The organism is Chryseobacterium jejuense (assembly GCF_900100075.1).
GTDB lineage: Bacteria > Bacteroidota > Bacteroidia > Flavobacteriales > Weeksellaceae > Chryseobacterium > Chryseobacterium jejuense.
Genome location: NZ_FNEG01000001.1, coordinates 700,747 through 718,256, shown reverse-complemented (window position 1 = coordinate 718,256; position 17,510 = coordinate 700,747). Strand labels below are relative to the sequence as shown.

Annotated in this window: 20 protein-coding genes and 4 pseudogenes; 9 read left to right on the top strand and 15 right to left on the bottom strand. The window is 35.0% G+C overall.

The window, feature by feature from the left end; all coding sequences use genetic code 11:
• The first annotated feature begins 356 nt into the window (after positions 1–356).
• Both BLS98_RS03215 and BLS98_RS03210 read left to right on the top strand, forming a co-directional pair.
• Positions 357–725, top strand: a complete 369-nt coding sequence (locus BLS98_RS03215; RefSeq protein WP_317040603.1) for a helix-turn-helix domain-containing protein — start codon at positions 357–359, stop codon at positions 723–725.
• 406 nt (positions 726–1,131) lie between these two features.
• Positions 1,132–1,980: a pepsin/retropepsin-like aspartic protease family protein gene (locus BLS98_RS03210; RefSeq protein ID WP_139166067.1), complete on the top strand. Its 849-nt coding sequence runs from the start codon at positions 1,132–1,134 to the stop codon at positions 1,978–1,980.
• Between the two features lie 402 nt (positions 1,981–2,382).
• On the opposite strand, the gene BLS98_RS03200 is transcribed toward BLS98_RS03210, so the two are convergent.
• From BLS98_RS03200 to holA, 4 genes are all read right to left on the bottom strand, one after another.
• Positions 2,383–3,228 carry a helix-turn-helix domain-containing protein gene (locus BLS98_RS03200; protein ID WP_089733527.1) on the bottom strand — a complete coding sequence of 282 codons (846 nt, stop codon included), beginning with the start codon at positions 3,226–3,228 and terminating at the stop codon, positions 2,383–2,385.
• A gap of 144 nt (positions 3,229–3,372) precedes the next feature.
• The gene (locus BLS98_RS03195) at positions 3,373–3,750 is read right to left on the bottom strand and encodes a VOC family protein (RefSeq protein ID WP_089733525.1); all 378 of its coding nucleotides are present in this window, start codon (positions 3,748–3,750) and stop codon (positions 3,373–3,375) included.
• Positions 3,751–4,694: 944 nt separating this feature from the next.
• On the bottom strand, positions 4,695–5,636 hold the full coding sequence (gene trxB / locus BLS98_RS03190) for a thioredoxin-disulfide reductase (protein ID WP_089733523.1): 942 nt from the start codon (positions 5,634–5,636) through the stop codon (positions 4,695–4,697).
• 281 nt (positions 5,637–5,917) lie between these two features.
• Positions 5,918–6,955, bottom strand: coding sequence for a DNA polymerase III subunit delta (holA, locus tag BLS98_RS03185; protein ID WP_089733522.1), 1,038 nt, complete (start codon positions 6,953–6,955; stop codon positions 5,918–5,920).
• 7 nt (positions 6,956–6,962) lie between these two features.
• On the opposite strand from holA, the gene BLS98_RS03180 reads away from it, so the two are divergent.
• From BLS98_RS03180 to BLS98_RS03150, 7 genes and pseudogenes are all read left to right on the top strand, one after another.
• Positions 6,963–7,394 (top strand): type I restriction enzyme HsdR N-terminal domain-containing protein, encoded by a 432-nt coding sequence (locus BLS98_RS03180; protein ID WP_089733520.1) that lies wholly within the window; start codon positions 6,963–6,965, stop codon positions 7,392–7,394.
• Between the two features lie 33 nt (positions 7,395–7,427).
• Entirely contained in the window at positions 7,428–8,039 is a 612-nt protein-coding gene (locus BLS98_RS03175; RefSeq protein ID WP_089733518.1) for an HAD family hydrolase, read from the top strand.
• Between the two features lie 194 nt (positions 8,040–8,233).
• Positions 8,234–8,488, top strand: a pseudogene (locus BLS98_RS23540) (thrombospondin type 3 repeat-containing protein); the annotation flags it as partial.
• Positions 8,489–8,674: 186 nt separating this feature from the next.
• A pseudogene (locus tag BLS98_RS23535) lies at positions 8,675–8,860 on the top strand (OmpA family protein); the annotation flags it as partial.
• A 727-nt stretch (positions 8,861–9,587) separates the two neighbouring features.
• A pseudogene (locus tag BLS98_RS23530) lies at positions 9,588–9,842 on the top strand (thrombospondin type 3 repeat-containing protein); the annotation flags it as partial.
• A 621-nt stretch (positions 9,843–10,463) separates the two neighbouring features.
• Positions 10,464–10,679 carry a hypothetical protein gene (locus BLS98_RS03155; protein WP_089733512.1) on the top strand — a complete coding sequence of 72 codons (216 nt, stop codon included), beginning with the start codon at positions 10,464–10,466 and terminating at the stop codon, positions 10,677–10,679.
• 13 nt (positions 10,680–10,692) lie between these two features.
• A complete protein-coding gene (locus BLS98_RS03150; protein ID WP_089733510.1) occupies positions 10,693–11,436 on the top strand; it encodes a dienelactone hydrolase family protein in 744 nt (247 codons plus the stop codon).
• Positions 11,437–11,515: 79 nt separating this feature from the next.
• On the opposite strand, the gene BLS98_RS03145 is transcribed toward BLS98_RS03150, so the two are convergent.
• The 11 genes and pseudogenes from BLS98_RS03145 to BLS98_RS03100 form a co-directional block, all read right to left on the bottom strand.
• Complete coding sequence (locus BLS98_RS03145) at positions 11,516–11,899, bottom strand: PEGA domain-containing protein (RefSeq protein ID WP_089733508.1); 384 nt, start codon at positions 11,897–11,899, stop codon at positions 11,516–11,518.
• A gap of 186 nt (positions 11,900–12,085) precedes the next feature.
• Positions 12,086–12,334: a hypothetical protein gene (locus tag BLS98_RS03140; protein WP_089733506.1), complete on the bottom strand. Its 249-nt coding sequence runs from the start codon at positions 12,332–12,334 to the stop codon at positions 12,086–12,088.
• A gap of 12 nt (positions 12,335–12,346) precedes the next feature.
• Entirely contained in the window at positions 12,347–12,718 is a 372-nt protein-coding gene (locus BLS98_RS03135) for a cupin domain-containing protein (RefSeq protein WP_089733504.1), read from the bottom strand.
• Positions 12,715–13,242, bottom strand: coding sequence for a GNAT family N-acetyltransferase (locus BLS98_RS03130; RefSeq protein WP_089733502.1), 528 nt, complete (start codon positions 13,240–13,242; stop codon positions 12,715–12,717). Before BLS98_RS03130 ends, BLS98_RS03135 begins: the two co-directional genes overlap by 4 nt.
• A gap of 2 nt (positions 13,243–13,244) precedes the next feature.
• On the bottom strand, positions 13,245–13,847 hold the full coding sequence (locus BLS98_RS03125) for a DUF2911 domain-containing protein (RefSeq protein WP_089734419.1): 603 nt from the start codon (positions 13,845–13,847) through the stop codon (positions 13,245–13,247).
• Between the two features lie 29 nt (positions 13,848–13,876).
• On the bottom strand, positions 13,877–14,356 hold the full coding sequence (locus BLS98_RS23645) for a methylated-DNA--[protein]-cysteine S-methyltransferase (protein WP_262487348.1): 480 nt from the start codon (positions 14,354–14,356) through the stop codon (positions 13,877–13,879).
• A 54-nt stretch (positions 14,357–14,410) separates the two neighbouring features.
• A pseudogene (locus BLS98_RS23640) lies at positions 14,411–14,899 on the bottom strand (bifunctional transcriptional activator/DNA repair enzyme AdaA); the annotation flags it as partial.
• Between the two features lie 23 nt (positions 14,900–14,922).
• On the bottom strand, positions 14,923–15,687 hold the full coding sequence (locus BLS98_RS03115) for an isocitrate lyase/PEP mutase family protein (RefSeq protein ID WP_089733498.1): 765 nt from the start codon (positions 15,685–15,687) through the stop codon (positions 14,923–14,925).
• Positions 15,688–15,802: 115 nt separating this feature from the next.
• Positions 15,803–16,315, bottom strand: a complete 513-nt coding sequence (locus BLS98_RS03110; protein ID WP_089733496.1) for a methylated-DNA--[protein]-cysteine S-methyltransferase — start codon at positions 16,313–16,315, stop codon at positions 15,803–15,805.
• Between the two features lie 42 nt (positions 16,316–16,357).
• Positions 16,358–16,906, bottom strand: a complete 549-nt coding sequence (locus BLS98_RS03105) for a DinB family protein (RefSeq protein ID WP_089733494.1) — start codon at positions 16,904–16,906, stop codon at positions 16,358–16,360.
• Between the two features lie 52 nt (positions 16,907–16,958).
• On the bottom strand, positions 16,959–17,477 hold the full coding sequence (locus tag BLS98_RS03100) for a Crp/Fnr family transcriptional regulator (protein WP_089733492.1): 519 nt from the start codon (positions 17,475–17,477) through the stop codon (positions 16,959–16,961).
• Positions 17,478–17,510: the final 33 nt, after the last annotated feature.

The following is a 17,510-nucleotide window of genomic DNA, read 5'->3' as shown; positions in this document are numbered from 1 at the left end:
CAATATCCTCGGTAAGATCTGAGCCTTTGCAGTTGAGACGTATCATATTTTGAAGGGTATTCACAACCTGCTACGGATTTAAAACTAATAATCAAGTTGGGATATATCACAATTTGAAGGGTATTCACAATTCACAATAATCATTTGTGTTTTAGGATCGTGTTGGGACATATCACAATTTGAAGGGTACTAACAACTCCTTTCCATTCCTGAACAACAAGTAGTATGTTGGGACGTATCACAGTTTGAAGGATATTCACAACAAAAAAATAGCGGTTGAGGTCAAGAAATAATTTTATCCTCTTACCTCTTACCGCTATTTTTTCTATATTTGTAAAAAGCACACCGCTATGGTAATGGAAAAACTAAAAAGTATAAGAAAACAGAAAGGTTATACACAGCAACAGATTGCTGATATTCTCGCAACCGATGTCTCCAACTACAGCAGAAAAGAGAATGGAGATGTTAAAATATATGATGAGGAATGGGAAAAACTGGCTAAAGCCTTAGATGTGGCCGTAGAAGAAATTAAAGAAGAGAAATCTGCAACAGTGGTACAGAATCTTACTTTTAATGACAGTAGTACAAATAATCAATCTGGAAACTACAATCAATATTGCAATATTCCAACTTATCTATTAGAAAATCAACAGGAATATATTAATCTTCTGAAGGAACAAATTGATATTTTAAAAGCTGAAAATGCTAAATTAAAAAAGAAATAATCTTTGCAAAAATATACAGAAACGGCTGCCAAATGGCAGCCGTTTCTCTTTTAGTATAGCCCAAAAAGCCGCTACCCTTTTCCATAACCCTCTCTCAACACTTCTATAAGTATTCGGAGGGGCTTCAGAAGTCCCGATACCCCCTTACCCAAGGGGGTAAAACCACTTCCATAAGGGGTGTTATCCTCTTCTGAAATGGCTGAAGACAGTATAGAAACAGCCTTCAGGGGCTTTAGTAAGTACGTAGAGACCGTTCAACAAGTATCACCAGCCCCTCAAGAAGCACCAGAGAGTATAAAAGTTCTTATAAACATTTAGGTTTTCTGCTTTACTTTAAGAATACATTATATTTGCAACATTCATCAATTAATGATGAATGGTATTAAAAACAATAACTACACTATCAATGTTCAATCAATCATTAAAAAAATCAATCCTTACCGCATCTGTATTTCTATATTCAGCAACTGCATTCGCACAAAAATCACCCATCAATATATTACCATCAGGTCATCTTATTGTACAGGCAGAAGTAGAAGGTAAAAAAGGAAATTTCATTCTTGATACCGGTGGTGGTGTTAATCTTTTTCTGGGCAATTTCTACAAAGACCTTAGCCAAAAGGAATCTTATAACTTTCTTACTGCTTTTCGTGCTACCGGAGAACAGATGACTGTACCCATGTTCAAATCAAAAGAGATTGTTTTTAACGGGAAAAAATTTAAAGACACTTGGTACGCTACCCATACCATGGAGATCAAGGGAATTGATGGACTTATCTCCCTGCCGATGCTTTATGATATAGAGTTCATTATAGATTATACCACTAAAGAAATTGTATTTCCAAAAGAGAAATTAAGCGGAAAGAAAGTTCTAGATATCCAATTATCTACCAATGCAGACCAGTCTCTGGATATCACCACTTATATTAATGTAAACGATATCAAGATCAATGTTCTTCTGGATTCTGGAGCTGGTAATGATTCTTTCTGGTTGAGCGAGCGTCTTATGAGTACTTTAGGCATTAAAAAAGAAGGGCTTCAACTTATTGAAAAGAAAAGTGAGTTCAATCCGGCAATTACCAATAAGTTCTACAAAGGAAGTGTAAACACTGTTTCCAATTCGTTTGCAAAAGTGGAAAAACCTAATGTTCTTTTCGTTGAGGGATTAATTTACGAGGGAAAAACAAGTATTAACTGGCTGGGTAAGAAACTGGGCTTTAATCTTAAGGAAAAGAAAATCTATATTTTAGAGTAATGAGGTTTCAATATACATAAAAACAAAACCTGTTTCTTTCGAAACAGGTTTTTACTTTCACGGAAATCAATAGAGGTATTATATTTTTATATCAATATAATTAATCCAGACTTGCTCCCGGTCCTGAGTATTTAAAAAATTCTCAAGTAAGTATTCATGGTTATAGTTTATTTTTTTGTCAAAATATAGTTTCATCAAACTGAGGAAACCAATGTGCCAATCCACTAAAACGAAATCCTGGGTAATCAGTCTGTATTTCATTCATCAGTCTTGAAAAATCATCATTTGCGTTTAGCGGATAATAATCCTTATCGGTTGATCTACTAAAAACTAAAAAGAATCAGTAGCATCATTATCATATTTCATCAATACAATTTATGAGACAAAACTAACAAGAGAAAATTAGAAAAAATTGTAAAAATGGAACATGATGATGGAAGGCAGTAAATGCCAGAAAGTATCTTCCTGCCCCAGAACCGTTCCCTTTGAGAAAAAAGATTTCGGAGAGTTTTTAGTAAGGTTTTTATACGTCTTATTGAAATGGGACTGATCGTTGAAATTAAACTCGTAAGCCAGTTCTGTAAAGCTGCGGTCTGGATTTTCAAAAAGTTTCTCCTTGATGGTTTGTCTGAAAAGAACAATTTCATTGAATTTCTTAACAGAAACTCCTAAATGAGCCTGAAAAAGCCGGTTTAAATGCTGTCTGCTGACACCAAGCTCTTTAGAAACTTCTTCAACAGAAAAATCTTCGTAATGATTGAAAATATAATGAATGGATTTTTCAAGAATGGAATGTTCAAAAGGCTTGAATCTTTTCTCAAGAAAACTGTCCAATAGGCTTGTATGAATGTCGGTTTCTGTGGTGGAAAAGATTTCGTTTAATTCATCCTGAGTAAAAAATTCGTAATCTGTAATATAATCGGAAAAATCTAAGTTCTCATAGAACTGTTGAATTCCCAAAGGGTTAAATACAACTACAATCCGATACACTTTTCCAGATTGTCTTACATGCAGAACTTTTTCCCGAACGGGCGTGAAAATCTGACACGGTTTTGCTGTTTCATCATAAATCACCTCTTTAGTTTCTAACCGGATATGAGATTTATAAAGTGAAATTGAGTTATTGAAGTGCGGAAAACATTCAAATTCATAGAGCACATTATTATTTTTAATGTCCAGATAATAATACTCCACATACTTGCTGACAATGGAGCTTTTGGGTCTGAATGTTTTAAAAATTTCCTGCATTTTCTTTTACAATGATTTTTCGTAAAATATCACTAACCATCAAATATACGCAATGGTTTATTACTTCACAATAGATTGAAATTCCTAAAAACAAAAAAACTGTTTCACTCAGAAACAGTTTCTATTTTATGATATAACAGGCTTCTACTCTCCTGCCGGCTCAAACAGTTCAATTTTATTTCCTTCAGGATCCATAATATGAACAAATTTCCCATATTCATACGTTGCAATTTCATCCAAGATTGTAACACCTTCTTTCTTAAGTTCCTCTACCAAGGCTTCAATATCTGCCACGTGGTAATTGATCATAAAATCCTTTTCTGAAGGTTCAAAATATTGGGTAGATTCTTTAAACGGACTCCATAGTGTATATCCTTTTTTATCAGATTCTGCTTCTCTCCAGTCAAATTTGGCTCCGTATGGACTGGTTTCTACACCAAGATGGGTTTTATACCAATCGTTTACCTGTTCTGTATCTTTACATTTAAAGAAAATACCTCCAATTGCGGTTACTTTTTTCATGCCTATTGTTTTACTAAGTTTTATATTCAGTCATTTTGAAACTTCACAAATATATTAATGTTTTCATTACATTACTCTACTTTGTTTGAAGGATTAATAAGTTTACAGCGTTGGAAATCGCAAAGGCACAAAATTAAGCGAAAGCGTATGTTTTAAGACGCAAGGATTTTATCTTCGATAAAATTGTATACTGCTAGAATATACTTTTATAATAGCCACGGATGCACGAATAATTTTCTTAGAAAGGATAATCATTTGAAAGTATTTTCTTGACTGAGAATCTTTGATTCTCTTGCACCTTAAAAGCAATCTACACTATTAATTCTTTGCGCCTTTGCGATTTCCAACAAATCATTCATAAGTTTATATCGTTGGAAATCGCAAAGGCGCAAAATGAAGGAAAGCGTATATTTTAAGGCGCAAGGATTTTATCTTCGATAAAATTGTATACTGCTAGAATATACTTTTATAATAGCCACGGATGCACGAATAATTTTCTTAGAAAGGATAATCATTTGAAAGTATTTTCTTGACTGAGAATCTTTGATTCTCTTGCACCTTAAAAGCAATCTACACTATTAATTCTTTGCGCCTTTGCGATTTCCAACAAATCATTCATAAGTTTATATCGTTGGAAATCGCAAAGACGCAAAATAAAGCGAAAGCGTATGTTTTAAGGCGCAAGGATTTTATCTTCGATAAAATTGTATACTGCTAGAATATACTTTTATAATAGCCACGGATGCACGAATAATTTTCTTAGAAAGGATAATCATTTGAAAGTATTTTCTTGACTGAGAATCTTTGATTCTATTGCACCTTAAAAGCAATCTATATTATTAATTCTTTGTGCCCCCTTCGCGTTTTCCAACCAAAGCACTTCGTTATTAATAACAAAAAAGCGCACCCATTGGGTACGCTTTGTATAATTGAAAGCTAAATAATTAGTGTAATTCAGCTAAATATTTTTCTGCATCCATTGCTGACATACATCCGCTTCCCGCAGCTGTAATAGCTTGTCTGTAAATATGATCCTGAACATCACCAGCAGCAAAAACTCCTGGAAGATTTGTTCTTGAAGAACCTTTTTCAGTTATGATATATCCGTTTTCATCAAGATCTACCTGACCTACGAAGATATCTGTATTTGGTTTGTGACCAATAGCAATGAAGATTCCTTCAACATCTACAGTAGATTTTTCCTGAGTCTGGTTATTGATAATTACTGCTCTTTCTACTAAGCTGTTTTCTCCTTCAATTCCAATCAGTTCATGGTGAAACTTCACTTCAATATTTGGAGTATTTTCTACTCTGTGTACCATTGCTTTTGAAGCTCTGAAAACATCTTTTCTCACTAATAATGTTACCTTTCTGCAAAGTTTAGCAAGATAAGTAGCTTCTTCAGCTGCTGTATCTCCAGCTCCTACCACCACTACATCTTTTCCTCTGTAGAAAAATCCGTCACAAGTAGCACAAGCGGAAACTCCACCTCCTGCATATTTTTTCTCGTCTTCAAGACCTAAATATTTTGCTGTTGCTCCTGTAGAAATAATCACAGTTTTAGCCAAAATCTCTTTATTTCCAGCGTATAATTTGTGAACACCGCCAACTTCTTTTGAGAATTCAGCTTTAGTGATCATTTCGTAATGTACTTTAGTTTCAAATCTTTCTGCCTGCTTTTGCAGATCCATCATCATTTCAGGGCCTGTAATCCCTGCTGGATATCCTGGAAAGTTATCAACCTCAGTAGTTGTAGTTAATTGTCCGCCCGGCTCCAAACCTGTATACAATTCAGGTTTTAAGTCTGCTCTTGCTGCGTAGATAGCAGCTGTGAAACCAGAAGGTCCAGATCCAACGATCACACAATCTAAAATATTTTGCTCCATAATTTACTTGTTCGAAAAAAGATGTAATTAAATTAAGACTGCTAATTTCGTAATTTTTGTCGGCTTTTTAAAGTTATTTTAATGATAGTTGTCAATAAGAGATATGCCGATTGTCAATGAAGCTACGAGATGTGCGTTTAGAGTACGAGATACAAGGTTTAAAGCTTACAATTAATTTTTAAGACTCGCTCCCCTGCCTATTATCTATTCGTCTCTTATCTCATCCATTTCACCAATTCCCCCGGCATCAATCTTCTACTTTCCAATCCTCAACCATGGAATTAGACCTTCATTTTAATCTTATCTACATTGATAATTTTATACACCAGTTCCTTAATGAGTTCTGCTTCTCCCATATTCACCGCTCCAAGACCTTTTCCTTTCATATCAAACTCTCTCAGGATAGAAATGACTCTTGTGGCATGTTTTAAAGGATATAATCTTGCACTCTCTGCATAATCTTTAACAAAATAAGGATTCACTCCCATTTGAGAAGCTATGGTTTGCGGCGGCTGGCCTGCCATTGTCTGATAAATAATCACATTGGAGAAATAGTTATAAAGACTTGCCAGCATCATCACAAAAGGATTATTCTTGGGATTTTTACCCATGAAATGGGCAATTTTAAAGGCTGCATTGGCATTTTTTGTTCCTAAAGCTTTCTGAAGTTCGAAAATATTGTACTCTTTACTGATCCCGATATGGTTTTCAACAATAGTTCCGTCCAGAACTTCTCCTTCTTTAAGGATAATCTTCAGCTTATTCAGTTCATTGGCAATTCTTGAAAGATCGTTCCCAAGATATTCTGCTAAAAGATGAGAAATATTGGGAGCTGTTTTAATTTTCAGCTTTATACATTCATCGGAAATCCATTTCGGAAGGTTGCTTTCCTTTACAGATTCACTAAGGAAAAGAGCATTGGCTTTATCTAAAGCTTTAGCTGCTTTTTTTCTGCTGTCTAATTTTTTATGTTTATGAGCAAAAACCAATACGGTAGAAGGAACGGGATTTTCAACGTAAGCATCCAGAATTCTGTTTTCTTCCTCATTAAACTTCAGATCCTGAGCCTCTTTTACAATAATCACCTGTTTATCTCCCATCATAGGAAACTGTCTTGCCAGAGAAAGAACTTCCTGATAAGAAGTATCTTTTCCGTATGTAACGGTTTGATTAAAGGCTTTTTCATCCTCTTCCAAAAAGTTATGTTCAAGGGCTTTTACGGCAACATCAATAAAGTAGGCTTCGTCTCCGTGGAAAAAATAAATAGGTAAAACTTCTTTATTTTTAATATTTTTGAGGATTAAATCTAATTCTTTCATCTTATTAATGGAACTTCCAAAACTGAATTTTCAGGAAACTTTTGATTTTAAATTCAAGAAAGACAAAGATAAGTTTTTTATTTATGATTTGGTTCGCAAAACTTATCTTCTGCTCACTCCTGAGGAATGGGTAAGGCAGCACTGGATACATTATTATCTTACTGTAAAATCCTACTCTACATCGGCATTAATCACCGAAAAAAAGATTGTGCTCAATGGTTTAACCAAAAGAATTGATCTTTTAGTAACCGAAAAAACAGAACCGGTAATTCTGATTGAATGTAAGGCCCCGCAAATTAAATTAACGGAAAAAACATTTGAACAAACGGCCCGATACAATTCTATTATCGGAGCTAAAGAAATTGTTTTAACAAATGGTTTACAGCACATTCATGCTTACTATGAAAATGAGCAGTATGTGTTTTATAAACCTGAATAAAGTTTGAGCAAAAAATAAACAACAACTATCAATATGAAAATTAAAAATATAATATTCGATTTCGGAGGAGTTTTGATGGATTGGAATCCAAGGTATTTCTTTAAAGATTATTTCAAGGATGATGAAAAAATGGAATATTTTCTGGAAAACATCGCTCAGGATGAATGGAATATTGAGCAGGACCGAGGAAGAAGTCTTTTGGAAGGAACTGAAATTCAGGTGAAAAAATTTCCGGAATGGGAAAAAGAAATCAGAGCCTTTTATGATAACTGGACCGTGATGCTGAAGAGTGACATCCCACAGAATGTTGATATTTTAAGAAAACTTAAAAATACAGATTATCAATTATTTGGATTAACAAACTGGTCCGCTGAAACATTTCCTTATGCATTGGAAAATTATGATTTCTTCCAACTTTTTGATGGAAAAATTGTGGTTTCCGGAACAGAAAAACTCATTAAACCGGATCCTAAAATCTGGCACGTTTTACTGGAAAGGTATAACATCCATGCCGAAGAATCCGTTTTCATTGATGATAATTCTAAGAATATCGAAATGGCACAAGCGCTGGGATTCAATACCATTCATATTCAGCCGGATACAGATCTGAAGCAGGAACTGGCTCATTTAGGCGTTGAAATCTAATTCTTCACCTCATCAATAATAAAAATCCTCAATTAAGTTATTTTCATTAATTTGGTTGAGGATTTTTTATGAATATGAGAAAAATTTTACTTCTATTTTTATTTGCTGTTACAAGCTTTCATGCCCAAAGTATTGAAAACCCTGAAGCATTCAAAAAATGCCGCAAAGAATTTAACAAAAAAATTTGTCTTTCGGATGAAGATAAAGACAGTATTTTATTTTATCTCGACAGATGCCCTAAAGAAGAGGGTCCGGTAGAAAATAACGGCTGCCCATGGCCTGACACCGATAAAGATTTAGTGATTGACAAAGATGACAAATGCCCTTACATAGCTGGCCCTCAGGAAAATCAGGGATGCCCTTGGCTGGACACTGACGGGGATGGTGTTTTGGATAAAGACGATGCCTGCCCAACAGTAAGAGGTGTTCAGGACAATAACGGATGTCCTCCTATAGTCATGAAAGGTTGCAGGTAAAAAATAAATTCATTAATCCTGATAACCATTTAAACAAACATGAGTAAAATTATTTTTTTTCTGGTATTTGCCGGAACTTATGTTCAGGCTCAGAATATAGAAGATAAGTTAGCTTTCAAAAAGTGCCACAAGGAGTTCAGTAAAAAGATATGTCTTTCGGATGAAGATAATGACAGCCTTTTATTTTATCTTGATAAATGTCCTAATGAAATAGGGCCTGTAGAAAACCATGGCTGTCCATGGCCAGATACAGATAAAGATGGTACTTTAGATAAGGATGATGCATGTCCCACAATATTCGGAGTACCGGAAAACAATGGCTGCCCTCCTTCTACCAAACAAGATGACTGTGAAAAGTTTTATAAACAGCAACAAATAAAATATGAGCAGTTCCAGACAGAACACCAAGATATTGGAAAAATATATAGTCTTCTCAATAAAAGAATTCTGAAAGATGCTCTTAATCTTCGTAAAAAAGATATGCTGAATAATAATTTTGGAATAAGTTTCGGATATATCCAGTTCTCTCTTGCACCTGATGGCGGCTGTGATGATCCCAACCCTACAAAGATCAAGAATTATCTGATTTCAAAATTTTGGAATAAAGATATCTTTGAATATGCCTCAAAAAAATACAACAAGGAAATTCTTATAAGAAGAATGTACTTTGATAAATATTTTAATCCTGAATTAGAAAAATTAATGGGCAAGGACACCTTTCAATACCTTCTTCAATATTCTAATAAAAATAATAACAGTATCATCATTCCATCCAAAACCTCCCAAAAACCTGAAAACTATATTCCTATCTATATACAATTCATAACCCCTTATAAAATTGAAATTGTAAATTCTGCCAGCCCTAAAATCTACGAATATAAAAATGGCCAATGGGAATCCAATAAAAAATAATCAGACAGCTTATTTTATACAGAATAATTTTTAACTCACTATGAAGAAAATCGTTTTTTTGCTGGCATTTATAGGAACTTATACCTATGCTCAAAATACTGAAGATAAAGAATTATTAAAAAAGTGCCGAAAGGAATTCAATAAAAAGATATGTCTTGCGGATGAAGATCAAGACAGCATCCCTTTTTACCTTGATCAATGTCCCTCCGAATCTGGTCCTACAGATAACCTTGGCTGTCCGTGGCCTGATTCTGATAAAGATGGTGTAATAGATAAAGATGATATCTGCTCCACTGTACCCGGCCCTGTAGAAAATAAAGGCTGCCCATGGGAAGATACGGATGGTGATGGAATTTTAGATAAAGATGATAGATGCCCCACTGTTCCAGGCCCTGCCCATTCCAACGGATGTCCTGTAATTTCCTGTACATTTGGTTTTGACCCTCAAATTCATATGGAAAAATTCGATACAGATATTCAAAATATTGAGGAAATCTATAACCTGATTAATAAAAAGGTACTGGATCATATTGTTCAAAAACTTCCTAAAAAGGATTTAGCCAGCCGAAAAGTTTTTTTTATCATACAGTATATAGACAACAATTCTTATATTGATAACAATACACCTGATGACGGAACTTCACCAGGGTACAATCTTCTGATCACCAAATTCTGGAATCAGAATGTTCTTGAATATGCACGGAAAAAGTATGGTAAGGATATTTATCTTTCAAAAATGTTATCTCCGTACAATCCTGACATCTATCGTAAAATGATTGGTGAGAAATCATTCAGCTACATGATGAAATATTATGATTCAGAAACAAATAAGATCATCATAACAGGAAAGCAAAGAAGTACCCTTGAACTTCCTGTTAATATCCGAGTTGATTTCATTACTCCTCATAAAATCAAAGTCAGCAACTACCTGAGCAATTTAGTATATGAATATAAAAATAGCACTTGGAAATTGCTCAAAGAGTAAAAACATCTAGCAATTTATTTTTTATTAACTTAGATAACCATTTAAACAAACATGAGTAAAATCATTTTTTTTCTGGTATTTGCCGGAACTTATGTTCAGGCTCAGAATATAGAAGATAAGTTAGCTTTCAAAAAGTGCCGCAAGGAGTTCAATAAAAAGATATGTCTTTCGGATGAAGATAATGACAGTCTCTTATTTTATCTTGATAAATGTCCTAATGAAACAGGACCTATTGAGAACTATGGCTGCCCAAGATGTAATCTATAACACCCTATAAAATATGATACGTTCAATCTTATTAACCACATGTATTATGGCCTCAGGAAACCTTTTTGGCCAAAGCCTTAAAACGGTTTCCTATCAAGACGGTTCACAAAAGCTAAACGGATTAGTAACTTCCAATGCAGGAAAAAAACTTCCGGGAGTGCTAATTCTTCCTGCCTGGAAAGGCATTGATGAAGAAGCCAAAACAGCAGCTCTTGAACTCCAAAAACAAGGCTATATTGCTTTCATTGCAGATATTTATGGGGAAGGAAAAATCCCTACCAATAGCGAAGAAGCAGCCAAAAGTTCAGGATATTACAAAAAGAATTATTCGGAATATCAAAAAAGAATTTCACTGGCATTAGAACAGCTGAAAAAAAATGGTGCCATTGCTGATAAAACAGTCGTTATCGGATATTGTTTTGGAGGAACAGGTGCACTGGAATCTGCCAGAGGAAATTTACCTGTTGCCGGAGTAGTTTCTATTCATGGAAGTCTGGGAAGAGATCAAAGCAGAAAAAATGAAAAATTAAATGCTAAAATACTGGTTGAAAATCCAGCAGATGATAAAGGGGTAACGCCTGATGATTACAGCAACCTCATCAAAGAAATGAATGACGGAAATGCAGACTGGCAGATTATTACTTATGCTCATTCCAAACATACTTTCACAGATCCTAAATCTCCGGATTATAATGAAACAATGGCTAAAAGAGCCTGGAATCATACCTTACTATTTCTGAAGGAGATCCTGAAATAAATACAATGTAGCAATATAATAGTATAGCAATGTACCAATGCTGTGGTGTGAATCAGTCATTGGTACATTGTTTTTTATTTTATTGTGGCTTAGCTTCTAATTCAATATCATATTTCTTAGTAGAATATTTTGTCAGAGAACCTGTTGCAGCATCAATTCCTACGCCTATTGCCCCTCCAAAAAGGATATTAAGAAGCGTTACTGCATTAAATGACTTATCCAGTTTTACTTTCTGTGCATCGAAGCCTTCTTTTTCAATAGTAACAAATTGCTTACTTAAAGATCTAGAAATAGGTGCTGTACAAGGGGTCACACATTTTTCTTTTCCGTTATGAATTACTTTGGCTCCTTCAGGAGTGGAGTTGAAAGTAATTTTATCATTAGTTCCTGTAAAAATGGTTGCACAAGAAGTTGTGGAAAGCGCGATGCCTAGCAATAACACAATGGATAGATTGTTTTTCATATATTTTATTAAAAAGTTAAATATGCCGATTTTTTCCGGCGCGCGAACTTACAAAATAATTAATAACAATCGGCATCAAGAAATGACAATATTCTTATCAAAAAGATAACTTACTGATCTCTAAAATATTTTTTTAGTGTTTTTAATTGAAATATTCTAATCAGGTTTTAAAACAAAAAAGCCATCTCAGTTTTGAGACAGCTTTTCTATTTTTTGTATTGTATTACAGCGAGAGCACCACCAATATTCTTTTGAAGGGTCTTTCAGCTTGGATTTTGATTTATTGCCACAATTATTGCAGGTACATTCATCGGCTTCATTTTCTAAAGCATGATATCCACAGGAATAACATTCCCAATGGGTTACCTCAGGTTCATCATCTATATACCATGTAAAAGAATTCTCTTTACATTCAGGGCAAATCTGTGTAGCCATCAATATATTGTATTAATACACTCCTTCCTCTTCCCTGTTCACCAGCTCCATAGAAAAAGCAGGAAGACAGATCGCAAGATATTCACAAGGTTCCGAAAACGGATTGCTGTAACGGATTCTGGCTCCTTTTTCAATAAGAATACTGCTGCCTTTTTCCAGAACAACAGTTTCTCCATCAATTTCAAATTGTTTTTTCCCTGAAATGATGTAAGTAAACTCATCAAATTCGGGAGTCTGATGAGGCTCACTCCAATCCGGAGGAGCTACCATGTGGGCAATGGAAACATTAGAATTTCCTGTAGAATTTCCCCAATGTTCTTCAATCAGTTTTCCGTCTGTAGTAGGAACTACAAAGGGAGATTGTTGTATTTTATACTTTTTCATGCCCAATCATCTTTTTTGATTTCGTATACAAAATTGGTTCTTGTGGGTTCTGCAAAATAAGCAACTTCTTCTTCCGCAATTTTGATCCCGCCAAGCTTTTCCAATGCTTTCTGTGAACGGAAATTCTCTTTTCCGATGTGAAAATGAACTTTATCTACATGTTGGAAGATATAATCTAACATCAGTTTCTTAACCTTGGGATTGATTCCTTTCCCCCAAGACTTTGTTCCATAAAAAGTATAACCGATAAAAATATGGCTGTCCTTTTCATCAAAATTATAATAACGGCTGCTTCCCAGTATATCTCCTGTTGCCTTCTCAACAATTTTAAAAGCTCCTTTACTTTCTATTGCTCCTCTAAAGAAATTTTCAAAAACTTCCCTTTGATAACGGTCCTTGTTAGGGTGCTGTTCCCATACTTTAGGATCTGATGCTACTTCATATAAAGATTCAAAATCCCCTTGCTGTAAGGGGATTAATTGAAATTCTTCATTCTCTAAAACAGGTTGAACAGAAAAATTCATGCTTAGCCTTTTTTGTTAGAGTCTGATTCTATTCTCTGGATTTCTTTCAACTTATCAGAAATCTTGATTACGGTATCTAATTTCGCTGGTTTCAACGGAATTTCAGCCTGATTCATATCCCATTTAATCACAAGATTTCCTGAGTTTTCATCTGTTGGGTTCAGGGTAATTTCAAACCATTCCTGTTTGTCTGCCAGTTTATTTACCGGTACTGTAACATCTACTACATCCTGTTTCGGGTCGTAAGTATATGCTCCCCACTGTTGGAAATCTTTGTTCAGAATTACTTTCCAATCTTTTTCAGTAGGAACAATGAATAATCCGTAAGTACCTGCCGGAACATTTTTCCCGCCAAAATTAACGGTCTGTCCAAATGTAATTTTTGTAGATGAGTTAGCTCCTGCTCTCCAAATCTGGCCATAAGGAACCAATTCTCCAAAAATCTTACGTCCTTTTACTCCCGGTCTTCCGTAGTCGACAGAAATTTTAGACATAGAAAACTGCTGTTCTACTTTCTGACGCGGACTTGCCGCTGGCACAGAATAATCCTGTGCAAAAGTGAACGCTGAAACTGAAATACAAACTGCTGCTAATAACTTTTTCACGTGTAAATTTTTGTTTAAAATTACGAAAATCAAAATAAAATAGCTTTCTCTAACTCCAATAATTTTTGTTTTCTCCAGATTCCGCCTCCATAGCCTGTTAACTGTCCATTGCTTCCAATAACTCTATGACAGGGAATCAGAATGGATATTTTATTTAATCCGTTCGCATTGGCTACGGCCCGAACAGACTTAGGATTTCCGAGAATATCCGCCTGCTCCTGATAACTTCTTGTTCCGCCGTAAGGAATTTGCTGCAGGATCTCCCAAACTTCTTTTTGAAAAGCAGTTCCTACCGGAGAAAGAGGAACTGTGAACTGAGTTCTTTTTCCTTTAAAATATTCGGAGAGTTCTTTTTCCAGCGTTATAAAATGAGGATTTCCTCCCTGCACAATATTAGCATTAAAGGATTTTGAAATATTCTTCAGCTCTGTAGGAAGTGCCTTTCTGTCAGCAAATTCCAGAAGACATATTCCATGTTCATCTGCACAGGCAACCATGGTTCCCAGCATGGTTTCAATTCTTTTCAGATCAATGATCTTTTCTGTATTGTTCTTGCCTGGTGATACTCCGAAAATATTTTTAAAGCTTTCATTAAAGCCACTCAAACTTTCATACCCTGAATCAAAAGCCACTTCTGTAACAAGTTCTCCTTGCTGAAGTTTTTTAAATGCAATATTCAGTTTAGACATTCTCTGAAAAGCATGAAATGTGACTCCATGATGTTTCAGAAACCATCTGCGTATTGTTGCCGGCTCCAGCCCTCTTTTCACCAAATCATAATCTTTAAGTTTTAAAGTAGGGTCATCAGAAATTTCCTGCAACAATTCCTTGATATACAAAGGGGTCACATTCATAGTTTCCAGAGGTTTACAAACTTTACACGGGCGATACCCTTTCAACATAGCCTCTTTTGTATTGGAAAAAAATTCTACGTTTTCAAATTTGGGTTTACGGGCAGTACAGGTTGGCCGACAGAATATTCCGGTTGTTCTAACTCCCATCCAGAAAATTCCTTCAAACGAAGAATCTTTACGAAAAGAAGCATCATACATAATTTGTTCTGTAAGTTCCATAATCAGATGAAAAGTGCTGCAAAGCTTTTGTTATTTGTAACGGTGTCGCTGATTCTTTCGAGCTCGCGGTAAATATGCCTGTTTAAAAAGGCTCCTGAAGTAATTCTTTTTACTCCTGCGGATTTCAAGGTTTCAAAGTCCGGAAGATCAGGTAAGCCCATCACATTAATGGGAAGAGATGTTGCGTTTGCTACTGTTTGAATGTCCTCAATGTGGGTCATTCCGGGAACAAATATTCCATCCACATTCAATGTTTCAAAGAGTTTAATTCTTTCTATGGTTTCTTCCAATGCGTTTTCTATTCCTAATAAAAAAGGATCGGTTCTTATATTGATGAAGATTTCGCTCCTTCTTTCTTTCAGCATCGTCAGAATATGCCTTAATTTTTCAAAAAACACCTCTCTGCTTAACAGCCGTCTTTCTCCATCAACAATATGGGTATCTTCCAGATTTATTCCTACTACTCCTATTTCCAACAGTTTTATAATATTGGAAACAATTATTTCAGGAGTACTTCCGTATCCGCCTTCCAAATCTACAGATAAAGGGATTGAAACGGATGCTTTTATCCTTTTGATGATATAAAAATACTCTTCAAAACTCATCTGTTCTCCATCTTCGTATCCTAAGCTCATCGCCACTGCTGAACTTGAAGTTGCCAAGGCTTTGTATCCTAAATTTTCATGCACTTTTGCACTCTGTGCATTCCATACATTTCCTAATAATAAAGGCTCTTCTTCCTGATGTAAACTTTTGAAACTGATCATTATCTTTTTTTATTCAAAAGTAGGAAGATTGTTCAGGTGGCTGCAACCGAAAAATGAACAAGCATTTTTTAGATGAATGATAATTAATAAATGATGATTGATTATAATGGTGAAGTTAAAATAAAATGGCTCTTTCCAGCTCTAAGAGCTTTTGTTTTCTCCAGATTCCGCCTGCATAGCCTACCAATTCACCATTAGAGCCAATAACGCGGTGACATGGAATTAAAATAGCAATTTTATTGATTCCATTGGCTGTTCCTACGGCACGGATGGCCTTTGGATTTCCCAGAAATTCAGATTGCTGCTTATAGGTTCTGATCTCTCCCATCGGTATTTCGCGAAGCAGCTGCCATACTTTTTCCTGAAATTCTGTACCTGTCGTAAATAAAGGGACTTCAAACTTAGATCTGTTCCCCTCAAAATATTCTTTTAACTCCAGTTCCAGCTGTTGAAAGTGAATATGCTCCTTCTCTACAATTTCAGATTTCAATTGCTTTGATAGAGCTTTGAGCTGTTTCTCTATATTCTTTCTATCCGTAAATTCCAACAGGCAAATTCCCTTGTCTGTTGCACAAGCTATCATTTCTCCCAATGGAGTCTGTATTGTTTTTTGGTGTATGATTTCCATTAGTTTAAAATTACTATTTTTCCGGAATTCATACCCTCTCTTTTATATATTCTTTAAAACGTTTTCTGCCTGAGCCATATGCCTTGCATTATGATAGATGACAAAACGAAAAGTATCTCCCAATTTCAGGGTTATTAATTTTGAAATACTGATAGCAGTTTTCGTTTTTTCCAGATCTATATATCTTGCTTTTTCCAGTAGATCCAGTAATTGCTGCTGCTGTTTTATAAATTCATTCACCACTTCTTTATTTAACTGGCTATGAATTGGATTCATAGTTTTAAGCGTCTTCATCTTATTCAGCTTTTCTTTGGGGAGCATGCTTTTAGCAAAATAGTTCCCTAGAATTCCCGGCTTAAAATCAGATTTTGGGGGTGTTTTAGAAGAAGAAATTCTGCGTGAGATTTCGGGAATATAAAAATCTCCGTAGCGGTTGAGATGTTCCAGACATTCCAAAGTACTCCAGCTATCAGAAGTTATTCTGAAATTCAGTTCATTTTCTGGTTTCAGCAAAAGAGTTTCAGCATATTGCAAATGGTGTTCTGTTCTGCTTTTTAATTCGTCTAATAATACTTCGGTTGAGATTTTCATTACTGTTTTTTGCAAATTTCCGAATTGCTTTATTCTTAAATCTTGATTGAACTCAAGATTTTTTAAGCCTGGACAAGGTTTCCGGAGACATCCTGAGATAATTGGCAATATATTTATTGGGAACTTCCTGAAACAGCTTCGGACTTCTCTTTAAAACTCTTTCAAAACGTTCACCCGGAGCATTTATCAGTAAATCTTTCTCTCTTTCCAGTTGCTGCAATACAAGATCTTCCAAAACAGTCATCCAAAATTTCATATGTTCTTCATTGGATTGAATAAATTCATAGAAATCCTTTTTTGAAGCCACTTTTACCGTTGTTTTCTTGATGGCCTGAATATAAAGTTCCGAAGGCTTCCCGGAAAGAAAAGAATCCAGAGAGACAATAATATTTCCGGTATATCCGAAACGGATGATCCTTTCTTCATTTTCATCTGTCATAAAGATCCTCACACTTCCTTTTTCAATAAAATAAATATGAGTATCTGTACTTCCTGAGGTCTTCAGAAATTCATTCCTTTTAAATTCTTTATGTTCCCAATGAATTCCGCTTTGAAGTACCTTTTCAATCATATCATTTTATTATTTGGAGTTCCAAAGATAATG